Annotated in this window: 13 protein-coding genes; all 13 read left to right on the top strand. The window is 67.8% G+C overall.

Features of this window, described 5'->3' with window-relative positions:
• The first annotated feature begins 1 nt into the window (after window position 1).
• Window positions 2-901 carry a glycosyltransferase gene (locus NYE40_RS18820; RefSeq protein WP_028600480.1) on the top strand — a complete coding sequence of 300 codons (900 nt, stop codon included), beginning with the start codon at window positions 2-4 and terminating at the stop codon, window positions 899-901.
• Window positions 902-993: 92 nt separating this feature from the next.
• Window positions 994-2,418: an oligosaccharide flippase family protein gene (locus NYE40_RS18815; protein WP_101808066.1), complete on the top strand. Its 1,425-nt coding sequence runs from the start codon at window positions 994-996 to the stop codon at window positions 2,416-2,418.
• Window positions 2,419-2,423: 5 nt separating this feature from the next.
• Window positions 2,424-3,413, top strand: coding sequence for a polysaccharide pyruvyl transferase family protein (locus tag NYE40_RS18810; RefSeq protein ID WP_101808065.1), 990 nt, complete (start codon window positions 2,424-2,426; stop codon window positions 3,411-3,413).
• A 104-nt stretch (window positions 3,414-3,517) separates the two neighbouring features.
• Window positions 3,518-4,165 (top strand): sugar transferase, encoded by a 648-nt coding sequence (locus tag NYE40_RS18805; protein ID WP_052333616.1) that lies wholly within the window; start codon window positions 3,518-3,520, stop codon window positions 4,163-4,165.
• A 28-nt stretch (window positions 4,166-4,193) separates the two neighbouring features.
• A complete protein-coding gene (locus NYE40_RS18800) occupies window positions 4,194-5,126 on the top strand; it encodes a GDP-L-fucose synthase (RefSeq protein ID WP_339278784.1) in 933 nt (310 codons plus the stop codon).
• Window positions 5,127-5,169: 43 nt separating this feature from the next.
• A complete protein-coding gene (gmd, locus tag NYE40_RS18795; protein WP_339278783.1) occupies window positions 5,170-6,165 on the top strand; it encodes a GDP-mannose 4,6-dehydratase in 996 nt (331 codons plus the stop codon).
• Window positions 6,166-6,169: 4 nt separating this feature from the next.
• Window positions 6,170-7,543 carry a hypothetical protein gene (locus NYE40_RS18790; RefSeq protein WP_339278782.1) on the top strand — a complete coding sequence of 458 codons (1,374 nt, stop codon included), beginning with the start codon at window positions 6,170-6,172 and terminating at the stop codon, window positions 7,541-7,543.
• A gap of 16 nt (window positions 7,544-7,559) precedes the next feature.
• On the top strand, window positions 7,560-8,708 hold the full coding sequence (locus NYE40_RS18785) for a glycosyltransferase (protein WP_052333604.1): 1,149 nt from the start codon (window positions 7,560-7,562) through the stop codon (window positions 8,706-8,708).
• A gap of 27 nt (window positions 8,709-8,735) precedes the next feature.
• On the top strand, window positions 8,736-9,956 hold the full coding sequence (locus tag NYE40_RS18780; protein WP_339278781.1) for a glycosyltransferase: 1,221 nt from the start codon (window positions 8,736-8,738) through the stop codon (window positions 9,954-9,956).
• Window positions 9,953-10,609: a WcaF family extracellular polysaccharide biosynthesis acetyltransferase gene (locus tag NYE40_RS18775; RefSeq protein ID WP_101808063.1), complete on the top strand. Its 657-nt coding sequence runs from the start codon at window positions 9,953-9,955 to the stop codon at window positions 10,607-10,609. The genes NYE40_RS18780 and NYE40_RS18775 overlap by 4 nt, the downstream gene beginning before the upstream one ends.
• A 69-nt stretch (window positions 10,610-10,678) precedes the next feature.
• The gene (locus NYE40_RS18770) at window positions 10,679-12,049 is read left to right on the top strand and encodes a glycosyltransferase family 4 protein (protein WP_339278780.1); all 1,371 of its coding nucleotides are present in this window, start codon (window positions 10,679-10,681) and stop codon (window positions 12,047-12,049) included.
• On the top strand, window positions 12,049-13,425 hold the full coding sequence (locus tag NYE40_RS18765; protein WP_339280076.1) for a sugar phosphate nucleotidyltransferase: 1,377 nt from the start codon (window positions 12,049-12,051) through the stop codon (window positions 13,423-13,425). The genes NYE40_RS18770 and NYE40_RS18765 overlap by 1 nt, the downstream gene beginning before the upstream one ends.
• A 97-nt stretch (window positions 13,426-13,522) precedes the next feature.
• Entirely contained in the window at window positions 13,523-14,734 is a 1,212-nt protein-coding gene (locus NYE40_RS18760) for a hypothetical protein (RefSeq protein WP_339278779.1), read from the top strand.
• Window positions 14,735-14,740 lie beyond the last annotated feature (6 nt).

Genomic DNA, 14,740 nt, shown 5'->3' with positions numbered 1-14,740 from the left:
CATGAAGGTGACTGTTGCGATCTGCACGCACAACCGTGCAAAAGACACGCGAGAGGCGGTGGAAAGCGTGCTCGCCCAGCAGGTCGACGAGTCGCAGTACGAGGTGCTCGTCATCGACAACCGCTCGACCGACGGCACGGCGGATGCGATCCGCGGCATCCAGGAACGACCCGGCGTCGGCCCGGAGCGGGTGCGCTGCATCCGTGAGGACAAGCTCGGCCTGTCGGCCGCGCGCAATCGGGCGATCCGCGAGGCGAGGGGCGAGTACATCCTGTTCCTCGACGACGACGCGGTGGCGAGGCCGGGCTGGATGGGCGCGATCGTCGACGTGTTCGAGCGGGACCCGGCGATCGGCTGCGTCGGCGGACGCATCGACCCGGTGTGGGAGGGCGGAGAGCCGGACTGGCTGCCGGAGGCGTTCAAGACGCTCTACACGGTGCTGGACTTCGCGCCGCGCGTCGTCGAAATGGAGGCGCCGCGCATCCCGTTCGGAGCGAACGTCGCGTTTCGGGCCGCGCTGTTCCGGGAGCATGAGCCGTTCCGCGAGGATCTCGGCCGCGTCGGCAGCAGCCTGCTGTCCAACGAGGAAAGCGAGCTGATCGGCCGCATCCGCCGGAGCAGCACCGTCTACTACACGCCGCATGCGGCCGTCGACCATAAAATCGACCGCAGCCGCATTAGCCGCAAGTGGTTCCTGCGCCGGGTGTACTGGCAAGGCATCAGCGACGCCGCGCGCGGAGGCCGGGGAGCGGCCTACATGCTAAAGCAGGCGCTCAAGATCGGCCCGTCGGCGCTGCTGCTGCTGCTCTCGCTGCCGAATCCGCAGAAGCAGATGGTGCAGCTGCGGCGCATCCAGTACAGCAACGGCTATATTGCCGGGAGGCTCGGCTGGTTCAAGTAAGGAGCGGACGGCTGCGGCGGCGCGCGGCCGGGCGAGCTGACGCTCTTATGGTCGCATAATGAATAATTTTTAGTGAAAAAGGAGAATCGCTCATGAGTCTGGACCCGATCCGGCCGGAAATCGCGCTCCCGGCGCAGCCGCCATCCCGGCGGCGGGGCCGGATCGGCCGCCTGGCCGGCGCGCTCCGCGGCAAAGGCGCGCTGGCGACGATCGCCCGCACGAGCGGCGTCAACCTGCTCATCCTGCTGCTCGGCACGCTGAGCTCCATCCTGACGGCCCGCCTGCTCGGAGCGGAGGGCAAGGGCGAGCTGGCGGCGATCCTGTTCTGGCCGGCCTTCCTCGCCGGGCTGACCGGCTTCGGGCTGCCGACGTCGCTGATCTACCAGGTGAAGCGCGGCGCGGCGCTGCGGGAGGCGGCGGCGCTCGCCTTCTCGCTGCTGCTTCCGGTCAGCCTGCTGACCGGCACGCTCGCCTGGTTCCTGCTGCCGCAGTGGATGGACGGCTATAGCGCCGAGGCGATCGCGGCGGCCCGCTTTTACGCCGCGCTCGCCGTGCCGATGGCGCTGGCGGCGAACCTGATCGCCGCCGCCGCCCAGAGCCGCGCGAGGTTCGGCGTGTACAACGGCCTCCGGCTGTACGTGCCGCTGCTCAACCTCGCCGGACTGGCGGCGCTGTGGGCGGCGGGAGCGCTGACGCTGACCGCCGCCGCCTCGGTCTATCTGGCGACGACCGGCGCGGTCATCGCGGCGGCGCTGTACGCCTTGCGCGACGAGCTCGGCTTGGCGCCGCTGCGGCAAGCGTGGAGCCGGCGCGTCGCCGGTCCGCTGCTCGGCTACGGCAGCCGCGTGTACGGCACCGACCTGCTCGGCACGCTGTACGGCCAGTTCGACAAGCTGATCATCCTGGCGCTGCTGGCGCCGCGCGACTTTGGCGTCTACTCCGTCATCTACGCGCTGTCCCGCATGTTCAACGTCGTGCAGACGGCGATCACGAGCGTCGTATTCCCGAAGGTGACGGGCGAGAGCAAGGAGGTCGTCATCGCCTCGGTCAGCCGGGCGTTCCGGCTGTCGATGGCGCTCATGACGCTCGCGGTCGTGCCGGCGATGTGGATCGGCGGCCGCCTGATCGGCCTCGTGTTCGGCCCGGACTTCGCCGGCTCGAGCGCCGCGTTCTACCTGCTGTCGATCGAGTGCATCGTCGGCGGCGGCTCCTGGATCCTCGCCTCGGCGTTCAACGCGATGGGACGGCCGGGCATGGTGCTCGTGCGGCAGCTGGTCGCACTCGCCGCGACGATCGGGCTGTTCTTCGCCTTCGTCCCGCTCTGGGGACTGGAAGGACTGGCGCTCGCGCTGCTCGGCGGCGCGTTCATCCGGATGGCGTTCTCGATCGCCTCGATGAAGCTGCTGTTCGGCGTCCCGATCCGCCGCATCCTGTCCGGCAGCGAGGACCTGAAGTTTCTGAAGGCTCGAATCCAAGCAAGAAAAAAGGCGGCATCCGCCGCCGAAGGGGGAGCATGAGACGCATGGGCAAGACCGAGATCGAATCGCCGCTCGCGGCGGGCCGCCTGGGCCTGCATCCGATGGAGCAGCTCAAGGAGAGGCTGTCGCTCATTACGAAGAGCATCCCGAAGGGCTCGGAAATCATCTACATCGACTACCCGGTCTACAGCAACATCGGCGACATCCTCATCATGAAAGGAACCGAGGCCTTCTTCCAGGCGCATGGCATCCGCGTGAAGGCCCGCTACAGCGTCGCCGACTTCCCGGACGATCTGCGCGTGCCGCCCGGCGTCATCCTCGTGCTGCAGGGCGGCGGCAACTTCGGCGACCTGTACGCCAAGCATCAGCTGCTGCGCGAGAGCGTCGTGGAGCGCTATCCGGGCAACCGGATCGTCGTGCTGCCGCAGACGATCTTTTACAAGAGCGAGCTGAACTTCGGCCGCACGGCCAGCATCCTGAACCGCCATCCCGACCTGCATCTGTACGTCCGGGACTCGCTCTCGTACGAGATGGCGAGCAAGAAGTTCAAAAACGTGCAGGTCTACCTGTCGCCCGACATGGCCCATCAGCTGTATCCGATCGCCGCGCCGGAGCATCCGACGAAGGACACGCTGTTCTTCCTGCGGACGGACGTCGAGAAGACGCCCGAGCAGGAGAAGCTGGAGCGGAAGGCCGGCGGCTCGGAGAGCAAGGACTGGCAGCATCTCTACCATCCGGCGGAGCGGAAAGGCATCGTGCTGATCATGAAGCTGTACCGCTTCACGGCAGCCCGGGGGCTGCTGCAGCGCGTCTGGTACCGCTACTCGCAGCATCTGGTGGACAAGGCGGTCAGGCAGTTCGGCTCCTACCGCATGATCGTCACCTCCCGGCTGCACGGCCACATCCTCGCCAGCCTGATGGATCTGCCCCATGTCGTCCTCGACAACTCCTACGGCAAGAACATGAGCTATTACCAGGCTTGGACGAGGGATGTGCCGGGAGCGGAGCTGTCGACGGCTGAGCAGGCGAACTGATCGGGGAACGACGGGCGAACGGACCGGCGGGCGGCCGCCGGTCGAACGAATCCAAGGAAAGGGGAGCGGTTCACTTGGCATATCCAGACCGAAGCGAGGAAATGATGGCGGCGGGAGGCGGATGTCCGGCCCAGGCGCGGCAGATCGCTTTGTACGAAGGCATGAAGCGGGCGGTTGACGTCGGCTGCTCGCTGATCGGCCTCGTGCTGCTCAGTCCGGTGTTCGTGCTGATCGGCTTGCTGATCAAGCTCGAGGATCCGAAGGGAAGCGTCTTTTTCTACCAGACGCGCGTCGGCAAGGACGGCAAGCCGTTTCGCATGTTCAAGTTCCGCTCGATGGTCTCGAACGCGGAGGAGCGGCTGAAGGAGCTGCTCGCGCAGAACGAGGTCCAGGGCGCGATGTTCAAGATGAAGAACGATCCCCGCATCACGCGGGTCGGCCGCTTCATCCGCAAGACGAGCATCGACGAGCTGCCGCAGCTGGTCAACGTGCTGCAGGGCAGCATGTCGCTCGTCGGCCCGCGGCCGCCGCTGCCGCGCGAGGTCGCGGAGTATACGCCTTACGACCGCCAGCGGCTCGACGTCACGCCCGGCTGCACCGGGCTGTGGCAGGTGAGCGGGCGCAGCAGCCTGACGTTCGAGCAGATGGTCGAGCTCGACCTGCAGTATGTGCGCGAGCGCTCGCTCGGCATGGACGCGCGCATCCTGCTGCGGACCGTGCGGGTGCTGCTCGGCAGCAAGGACGCGTTTTAATCCCATCAGCAAAAAGGAGCGGAAGGACATGGACAAGCAATCGGCCATCTACGTCGCCGGCCATCGCGGACTGGCGGGCTCGGCCATCTGGCGGGCGCTCGAGTCCAGAGGCTTCGCCAATCGGATCGGCCGCACGAGCCGCGAGCTCGACCTGCGCGACGCGGGGGCGGTCGAGGCGTTTTTCGCCTCGGCGGGAATCGAGTACGTCTTCCTCGCCGCCGCCAAGGTCGGCGGCATCGTCGCCAACAACGACTACTGCGGCGATTTCATCCGCGACAACCTGCTCATCCAGACGAACGTCATCGACGCGGCGCGTCGGCATGGCGTGAAGAAGCTGCTGTTCCTCGGCTCGACCTGCATCTATCCGAAGCTGGCGCCGCAGCCGCTGCAGGAGGACAGCCTGCTGCGCGGCGACCTCGAGCCGACGAACGAGGCGTACGCGATCGCCAAGATCGCCGGCATCAAGATGTGCCAGGCGTACAACCGCCAGTACGGCACGACGTTCATCTCGGCGATGCCGACGAATCTATACGGTCCGAACGACAACTTCGACCTGGAGACGAGCCATGTGCTGCCGGCGCTGCTGCGCAAGATCCACGAGGCGAAGGAATCCGGAGCGCCGGAGGTGCAGATCTGGGGCACCGGCACGCCGCGCCGCGAGTTCCTGCACGCGGACGATCTGGCGGACGCCTGCCTGCATCTGATGGAGCATTATGACGGCAGCGACATCGTCAACATCGGCGTCGGGGAGGACATCGCGATCCGCGAGCTGGCCGAGCTGATCGCCGGCGTCGTCGGCTACGAGGGCCGGCTGGCGTTCGACGCCTCCCGCCCCGACGGCACGCCGCGCAAGCTCGTCGATACGAGCCGCATCAACGGCCTCGGCTGGCGCGCCTCCACCGCGCTTGCGGACGGCATCCGCCAGGTGTACTCCGGCTATCGGCAAGCGGCGCTGGCTTAGCTTTTCAACCAAAAATCTATCATCCAATAGGGGGATGCGGCATATGAAAAAAGCGCTCATCACAGGGGTAACCGGTCAAGACGGATCGTATCTGGCGGAGTTCCTGCTCGGCCAAGGGTATCAGGTGTACGGCATGCGCCGGCGCACGAGCACGCCGAACTACGAGAACGTCGAGCACATCAAGAACCGCATCAACTGGGTGTCCGGCGACCTGACCGACCTCGCCTCGCTGATCGAGGCGGTGCGCGTCTCCGATCCGGACGAGGTGTACAACCTGGCCGCGCAATCGTTCGTAGCCGCATCCTGGCCGCAGCCGCTGGCGACCGGCCATCTGACGGCGATCAGCGTGACGAACATGCTCGAGGCGGTGCGCATCGTCAAGCCGAGCGCGCGCTTCTACCAGGCGTCGAGCAGCGAGATGTTCGGCAAGGTCGTCGAGACGCCGCAGAAGGAGACGACGCCGTTTTATCCGCGCAGCCCGTACGGCGTAGCCAAGGTGTACGGCCACTGGATCACGGTCAACTACCGCGAGAGCTTCGGCATGTTCGCCTGCTCCGGCATCCTGTTCAACCACGAATCGCCGCGCCGCGGCATCGAGTTCGTGACGCGCAAGGTGAGCGACGGCGTCGCCCGCATCAAGCTCGGCCTGCAGAAGGAGCTGCGCATGGGCAACCTCGACGCGCTGCGCGACTGGGGCTTCGCCGGCGACTACATCAAGGCGATGTGGCTCATGCTGCAGCAGGACGAGCCGGACGACTTCGTCATCTCGACCGGCGAGATGCACACGGTGCGCGAGCTGCTGGACGTCGCATTCTCCCATGTCGGCCTCGACTACCGCGACTACGTCGTCATCGATCCCGAGTTCCAGCGGCCGGCGGAGGTCGACCTGCTGCTCGGAGACTGCACCAAGGCGAAGGAGAAGCTCGGCTGGACGCTCGAGGTCGGCTTCGAGCAGCTCGTCAAGATGATGGTCGACGAGGACCTGAAGCGCGTCCAGCACGAGGCGTCCTACCTGCACGCGATGAGCGTGAACGCCTAGCGCCATGGCCATGGCAAGCTCGCAGCCGCTGCAGCCCGCTTTCCGCCGGAGCGGCCGCTTGAGGGGGACGTCGCTGGAGGACTGGGCGCGCCGGGGGCTGATCGCCTACTTCATCTTCGCCTCGATGGCCTATTTGCCGGAGGCGCTCAACGATATCGCGAGCATGCGCGTCTCCTACGCCAAGTTCGCGATCGGCGAGCCGCTGTTCGGACCGAGCCTCCGGTACGTCAAGGACATCCTGATGGTCGCGCTGCTCGGGCTGTTCTTCTGGATCGACATGCGCAGGCAAGAGCGCTACCGTCTGGCCGCGCACTACCTGCCTGTGATCCTGCTCCTCCTGTACGGCACCGCCGTGCTCGCCTATCGGGAGTCGACGGTCAACCTCTATCAGGTCGCGGCCGGAGGCCGCTCGCTGCTGCTGATCCTGTTCTGCGTCAAAGCGATCGGGCTGATGCGCGGCCGGCCGGAGTTCATCCGCGCGCTCGCCCGCTGCATCGGCTGGCTGCTGCTGGTCGAGTTCATCGTGCTGGCGATCCAGTACGCGCTGTTCACCAGCCGGTTCGGCGTCGTGAATCCGTTCTCGCTGCGGCTGATCGGCACGTTCGGCGGCATCTCGCTCGCCGGCTACCTGGCGCTCGGCAGCGCGATGATCCTGTACGCCGCCCGGCCGCGGCTCGGCCGGGTCCAGCGGAGGCTGGGGCCGCTCCTGCAGCTGCTCGCGCTCGGCGTCGCCGGCATGTCCGGCACGCGCTCGGCGATCATCGGCTGCTTCCTGATCGTGTTTTTCCTGCTCGTCGAAAAGGTGCTTCTCGGAAGGAAGCGCCCCGGATCGGCGTACTTGACGCCGGCGATCATCTGCTTCTCGCTGCTCGCCCTCACGGGCGGCGTGCAGGCGGCGACGCTGATGGCCGACCGCGGCAGCATCGTCGAGGCGCAGGTGGAGGGCGGACGGATCGACATGCTGACCGGCTTCTTCACTTCGAATCCGCTGAGCGTCGTGCTGTTCGGCGACGGCATCGGCTACGGCACGAATGCCGGCGTCAACCTGAACAAGCAGCTCGAGGTCGAGCTCGACCACCAGATCATGGACGGCACGTTCAACTCGATCCTGACCCAGTACGGCCTGCTGTCGCTGTCGCTGCTGCTGGCGGCGGCGATCGCGGCCGCGCCGGGCCTGCTGCGCAAGCTGCGGAGCCGCAGCCTGCAGCTGTACGTGTTCGTCGTCGTCAACTTCGTCCTCTGCATCTCGACGAACATCCTGGAGCAGTTCGTCTATCTGTTCCTGCTGGCGGCCTGCTGGGCCGTGCTGACGGACGGCGAGCCGAGCCGCTCCGCCTCCGGAGCGCTCGGCCGGACAGCCGCTTCGATGCCAACCTGAAGGGAGAAATGACGCCATGAAGCCGCTTGTACTGCTCACCGACGCCTATGGCGGACACGGCGGCATCGCCAAGTTCAACCGCGACCTGCTCGGCGCCGTCTGCTCCAGTCCGCAGGTCGAGCGGGCGACGGCGATCCCCCGCATCATGCCTTATCCGCCGGGAGAGCTCCCGCCGAAGCTCGACTACGTGACGGCCGGCCTGAACAGCAAGCCCCGCTATCTGAAAACGGTGCTCGGCTCGCTGCTGGGACGGGCGAGAGGCAGCGATGTCATCCTCTGCGGGCATATCAATCTGCTGCCGTTCGCGGCGCTCGCCAAAAAAATGACCGGCGCCAAGCTGGCGCTCATCATCCACGGCATCGACGCCTGGGACCCGGTGACGCGCGGCGGCACCGGCTGGGCGCTGAGCCAGCTGGACGCCGTCATCTCGGTCAGCCGGCTGACGCTGGACCGCTTCTGCGGCTGGACGGGCCTGGCCGGCATTCCGTCCTACGTGCTGCCGAACTCGTTCGAGCCGGGACAGTTCACGCCGGGTCCGCGGCCGGCTTATCTCATGGAGCGCTACGGGCTGCAGCCGCAGGACCGGATCGTCATGACGCTGGGACGGCTCGCGGGCCAGGATCGGCGCAAGGGCTTCGACGAGGTGCTCGAGGCGCTGCCGACGCTGAGGCGGCAGGTGCCTCGCCTGCGCTATCTGATCGTGGGCGACGGCAGCGACCGCGCGCGGCTGGAGGCGAAGGCCGCCGCCCTCGGCGTGGATGATGCCGTCGTGTTCACGGGCTTGATCGCAGAGGAGGAAAAGGCCGACCACTACCGGCTTGCCGACGGCTTCGCGATGCCGAGCCACGGCGAAGGCTTCGGCATCGTGCTGCTGGAGGCGATGGCCTGCGGCGTGCCGGCGCTGGCCTCGAGCAAGGACGGCAGCAGCGAGGCGCTGATGCACGGCAAGCTCGGCGAGCTGATCGATCCGGCCGATCCGGAGCAGGTGCAGGGGGGCATCCTGCGCCTGCTGTCCAAGCCGCGCGGGGAAGTGCCCGAAGGACTCGGCCATTTCAGCTACGCGAACTATACGGCAAGACTGCATGACATCCTGCAGCGGATCGGCGGCGATGCGGCCGTTCCCGCAGGGGGCTCCTTGCGCAGCACGGGCAAGCTGTCCGGCTGACCATTTTGAGAACAGGGAAGTGAAGGCATGAACATCCTGCATGTGATCGCCAATCTGGCGCCCCGCTACGGCGGCCCGGCAAAGGCCGGAATGGAGATGGCGGCGGCCCTCGCGGCGCGCGGCCACGACGTGACGATCTTCACGACCAACCAGGACGGAAGCGGCGTGCTGGAGGTGCCGACCGACCGGACGATCCGCAAGAACGGCGTGGACATCCGGTACTTCCCGGTCATCCAGCCGAAGTTCTGGCGCACCTCGCCGGCGATGGCGGCCGCGCTGAAAAAGGAGATGCCGCGCTTCGACATCGTGCATATCCACTCGCTCTATCTGTTCCACGGGATGGCTGCCGGCCACTACGCCCGCAAGCACGGGGTGCCGTACATCGTCCGTCCGCACGGGACGCTCGATCCGGTCATGCATGCCCGCCATCGCTATCGCAAGAAAATCATGGAGACGCTGTTCGAGGACCGCAACATCCGCCGCGCCGACGCGCTGCACTACACGACCGAGGAAGAGCTGCTGCTCGCCGAGCCGTACGTGCACGGAAGCTCCGGCTTCGTCGTCCCGAACGGCATCAACTCCTCCGACTACCGCGAGCTGCCGCCCAAAGGAACGTTCCGCTCCCGCTACAAGCTGCTGGAAGGCAAGAGGATGCTGCTGTTTTTCAGCCGCATCAACTTCAAGAAGGGGCTCGACGTGCTGGTCGAGGCGTTCCGCGACATCCATCGTCGCCATCCCGATACGGTGCTCGTGCTGACCGGACCGGATGACGAGAATTACGGCCAGAAGGTGCGCGACTGGCTGAAGGCGGCATCCTTGAGCGAGTTCGCGATCTTCACCGGCATGCTGACCGGGACGGACAAGCTCGCCGTGCTGCGCGACGCCGACCTGTTCCTGCTGCCTTCGTACTCGGAGAACTTCGGCATCGCCGTCGTCGAGGCGATGGCCTGCGGCGTGCCGGTCGTCATCTCCGACAAGGTCAACATCTGGCGCGAGGTCGTCGCCGAAGGGGCGGGGCTGGCGACGCCGGTCGACCCGATCCGGGTCGCGGACGCGGCCTGCCAGCTGCTGGACGATCCCGAGCTGCGGGAGCGGATGGGCGAGCGCGGCCGCGCGATGGCCTCGCAGTATTACGAGTGGTCGCAGGTCGCCGCGCAGCTGGAGCAGGAATATCGCAGGCTCGCCGGAGAGGCCGGCCGGGCCGGAAGCGGGCGCGGCGCTCAAGCCGGCCTGACCTGGGGCTCATGAGCGCGAACCGCATCCGGCTCGACCGGTACGACCAGAGCGGGTACTCGCGCGGACGGAGCGGGGCGGTCGTGCTGCTCTGGTGGCTCGTGCAGGGCAGCCTGTTCCGCTACTCGCTGCATCCGATGTACGGCTGGCGGCGCTTCCTGCTGCGGCTGTTCGGCGCGCGGATCGGGCGCGGCGTGCAGGTGCGGGCGACGGCGCGCTTCACCTACCCGTGGAAAGTGTCGATCGGCGACTGGTCGTGGATCGGCGACGAAGCGGAGTTCTACAGCCTCGACCGGATCGAGGTCGGCGCCCACTGCGTCGTCTCGCAGCGCAGCTATCTGTGCACCGGCTCCCATGACATCGAGGATCCTCGCTTCGGCCTGGTGACGCGGCCGATCGTCCTCCGCGACGGCGCCTGGGTCGCGAGCGACGCGTTCGTCTATCCCGGCGTGACGGTCGGCGTCATGGGCGTCGTCGCCGCCCGCAGCACGGTCACCCGTCCGGTGCCGGACGGCGAGGTGCATGCCGGCACGCCGGCGGCGTTCGTGAAGCGCCGGATCGTCAAGGACGGCGCGGAAGGCGCGGGAGGCGCGGGAGTCGCGGAAGGCGAGGCCATGACGGACGGCGGACTCCAGAAGGACCGCCGTGCAGGACGGAACGCCGGTTGACAATCGGCATCAAGCGAGGGAGACCGGCCGCAGCGCCGGCGAGCCCGCACGAAAGGAGGCCAAAGGGCGATGAGCAAGCCGCGCATCGTGTTCGTCATCAATTATTTTTATCCCGACTATGCCTCGACCGGGCAGATCCTCACCGAGCTGTGCCTGCATCTGCAGCATGACTTCGACATTACGGTCATCGCGCAGCAGCCGGGCTACGCCGGGGAGAAAAAGGACGCCAAGGCGCCGCGCTACGCCGAGGACCGGCTGGAGAACATCTCGATCCTGCGCATCCGCCTGCCGGAGGTGGACAAGCGCAGCAAGGCGAGCCGCCTGCGCTACATCTCGGCCTACTTCCTGCATGCGGTGCGGCTGCTGCTGCGGCAGCGCAAGGCGGACTTCGTCTACACGATCTCGCAGCCGCCGGTGCTCGGCGGCCTGATCGGCACGATCGGCAAGCTGGCGCTGCGCTCCAGGCACATCTACAACATCCAGGACTTCAACCCCGAGCAGGCGCAGGCGGTCGGATTCATGAACCATCCGCTCCTGCAGCGGACGGCGCTCCTGCTCGACAAGCTGAACTGCCGCCTGGCGGACCACGTCATCCTCGTCGGCCAGGATATGAAGGAGACGCTCGTCCGCCGCTTCGGCGGCAAGAACGTGCCCCCGCACTCGGTCATCAACAACTGGACCGACGAGCAGGACATCGTGCCGCTGAAACGCGACGATCCCGGCGTGGCGGCGTTCCTGAAGCGGCACGGGCTGGAGGACAAGTTCGTCGTCATGTACTCCGGCAACCTCGGGCTCTACTACGATCTCGAGAACCTGATCCGCATCGCGCCGCAGTTCCGCGAGCTGTCCGACCTGATGTTCGTGTTCATCGGCGAAGGCGCGGTCAAGCCGCTCATGGAGCAGTTCGCGCGCGAGCAGGGGCTGACGAACGTCCTGTTCCTCCCCTACCAGCCGAAGGACCAGCTCCGCTACTCGCTCGGCGCGGCCGACGTGCATCTGGTCGTCAACCAGAAGGGCATCAAGGGCGTGTCGGTGCCGAGCAAGATCTACGGCGTCATGGCGGCGGGCAAGGCGGTCATGGGCGTGCTGGAGGAAGGCAGCGAGGCGCATCGCCTCATCCGGGACAGCGGCTGCGGCACGTCGACCGAGCCCCAGCGCTACGGCGACGCCGCGCGCCAGCTGATGGCGCTGTACAGCCTCGGCCGCGCCGGCCTTGCCGAGCGGGGGCTGCAGGGGCGCGACTATCTGGAGCGCCATCTGCGCCGCAGCCTGTCGCTCGAGAAGTACCGCGAGCTGCTGCTGTCGCTGCATGCCGGCGGCGGCCGCGGCCGCAAAATTCCGTCCGGCCGCGCGGCGGCGGCGGTCGGACGGCCGCAAGCAGAGGCGGGAGCCGCCGCGCGCGTTCTTACCCATTCCAATCTGAAAGGCGGAGATCGATGATGAAGCTCGTCCTGTTGTCCGGAGGCTCCGGCAAGCGGCTGTGGCCGCTTTCCAACGACCTGAGGTCGAAGCAGTTCCTGAAGGTGCTTGAAGACGGCGAAGGCTCCCGCGTCTCCATGGTCCAGCGCGTCTGGGGCCAGATCGAGGAGGCGGGCTTCGCCGGCTCCGGCTACATCGCGACCGGCGCCACGCAGACGGAGCTGATCCGCGGCCAGCTCGGCCCGGACGTGCCGCTCATCGTAGAGCCCGCGCGGCGGGATACGTTCCCGGCGATCGCGCTGGCGGCGGCGTACCTGTTCTCCGTGGAGAAAGTCGATCCCGGCGAGACGGTGGCGGTGCTGCCCGTCGACCCGTACGTCGAGGACCGCTTCTTCCAGACGGTGGCGAGCCTGGACGGCGTGCTGCGGGACAGCGGCGCCGACCTCGCGCTGATCGGCGTCAAGCCGACCTATCCTTCGGAAAAGTACGGCTACATCGTGCCGGAGGCGGGAGGGGACGCTCCGTGCGCAGGCGGGACGCTGCGCGTCGGCGGCTTCCGCGAGAAGCCGTCCGAGGCGGCGGCGCAGGAGCTGATCGCGAGCGGCGCGCTGTGGAATTGCGGCGTGTTCGCCTTCAAGCTCGACTACATGCTGAACATCATGGCGGCCAAGGGCATCCCGCTTGCCTACGACCGGCTCGCCGCCGATTACGAGAGCCTGGAGAGCATCAGCTTCGACTACGAGGTCGTGGAGCGGGCGCAGAGCATCGCGGCGGTGTCCTATGACGGGTATTGGAAGGACCTCGGCACCTGGAACACGCTCACCGAGGAGATGAAGGACGCGCGCATGGGGCGCGGCATCGTCAGCGGCGACTGCAGGAACACGCATCTCGTCAACGAGACGGACATCCCGGTCACGGTGATCGGCCTCTCCAACGTCGTCGTCGCGGCCAGCCCCGACGGCATCCTCGTCGCCGAGAAAGGCGCCAGCACGCGGCTGAAGGAGTTCATCGGCCACGACCAGCGCCCGATGTACGAGGAGCGCCGCTGGGGCTGGGTACGCGTGCTCGACGACCGCAGCTACGACGACGGCACCGCCGTGCTGACCAAGCGCGTCGGCATCGACAGCGGCGCCAGCATCGGCTACCGGCTGCATCAGCACCGCGAGGAGGTGTGGACGGTCGTGAAGGGCTCGGGCGAGTTCATCTGCAACGGCACTTATATGAAGATTCGCGCGGGCAACGTCGTCCACATCCCGATGAAGACGCTGCACGGCGTCCGGGCGGCGGACGATCTGGAGTTCATCTCCGTGCAGACCGGCCCGAAGCATCTCGAGAACTCGATCATGGAGCTGTACGAGAGCTGGGAGGAGATCGAGCGCAACTGCCTGCGGGCGTAAGCCTTCCCGGCGCCCGTCCGCTCCGCAAGCGCCCCCCGGGCGCTGCAGGCAGCGCCAGCATCAGCAGATCCGCATCTGGCAAAGGAGGCCGCGAGGCATGGCAGCAGCGCTGTCGATCGTCTATTACGTTTCGGATTACGGCCACGGCCACGCCTCGCGTTCTGTCGCCATCATCCGCGAGCTGCTGCGCCAGGCTGACGCTCTCGGCCGGCCGCTGCAGCTGCATCTCGCCAGCGGCCGCACGCTGCCGTTCCTCCAGCGCTCGCTGGCCGGCGGCTTCGCCGACGCCGCGGCCCGTGCCGGCGGCCTGGAGCACCGGCTGCTGACGCGGCGCATCGACCCGGATCCGGGCTATGCGCTGCTGCCGGGCAGCCTGCAGGCCGACCCGCTGCGCCAGCGGGCGGCGGCGCTCGCTTATCTGGAGGCGCTGCCGCTGCGCATCCGCCGCGAGGCGGCCTGGCTCGGCTCGACCGGAGCGAGCCTGACCGTCTCGGACATCGTCGCGGAAGCGTTCCCTGCTGCGCGGCGGGCGGGCGTCCGCAGCGTCGGCTTGTCCAACTTCACCTGGTACACCGCCTATCAGGAGCTGCTGCCCGAGGAGCTGCTCGCGCCGCTGGCCCGGCCCTATCTGGACATGGACGCCTTTATGGCGCTGGCCGGAGCGAGCGAGCCGCAATGGGGGAGCGAGCCGATCGAGCGGACCGGCTATTTTTGCCGGGCTGCCGATCCGGAGCGCGCGGCCGAGCTGCGGCGCCGGCTGGATCCGGGCGGAGAGAGGCGGCTGCTCGCGCTGTTTCCCGGCATGGGCTCGGGACCGGGCAGCCCGCTCGAGCGGCTCGCCCTGCTGCGCGATCCGCGCTGGCTGGCGGTCGTCTCCTCCGGCATGGAGCTGCCGGCCGGGGCGGAGGCGGTCCGCATCCCGGAGAGCTGCACGGAATCGCAGCTGTACGTCGCGGCCTGCGACGCGGTGCTGACGAAGCCCGGCTGGGGCGCCGTATCCGAGGCGGTCTGCCTCGGCAAGCCGCTCGCGCTGCTGGAGCGGCCCCGCTTCCGCGAGGACCGCTGCATCGCGGAGACGCTCCGCGGCCGGCATCCGCTGCTGATGCTCGGCGAGCCGGAGCTCGCGTCGCCGGAGCTCGGCGGCCGGCTGCTGAAGCTGCTTGCCGGCGGGCCCGGCTCGGCCGCGGCGGCAGCCGGCAGCCTGCTGGAGGAGGCGCCGCTCGCGCCGCCGGGAGAAGCGGCGCGGATCGCCGCCCGCCTGCTGGAGCGGGCCGCCGCAGGCGGACAGGCGCCCGGACTGAGCATGTAGAGAGTG

Origin of the sequence: Paenibacillus sp. FSL W8-1187, from assembly GCF_037965485.1 — a bacterium.
Classification (GTDB): Bacteria; Bacillota; Bacilli; order Paenibacillales; family Paenibacillaceae; genus Paenibacillus_O; species Paenibacillus_O pasadenensis.
Note: the sequence above shows the minus strand (reverse complement) of the source record. Positions and strands in the feature narration are given on the sequence as shown.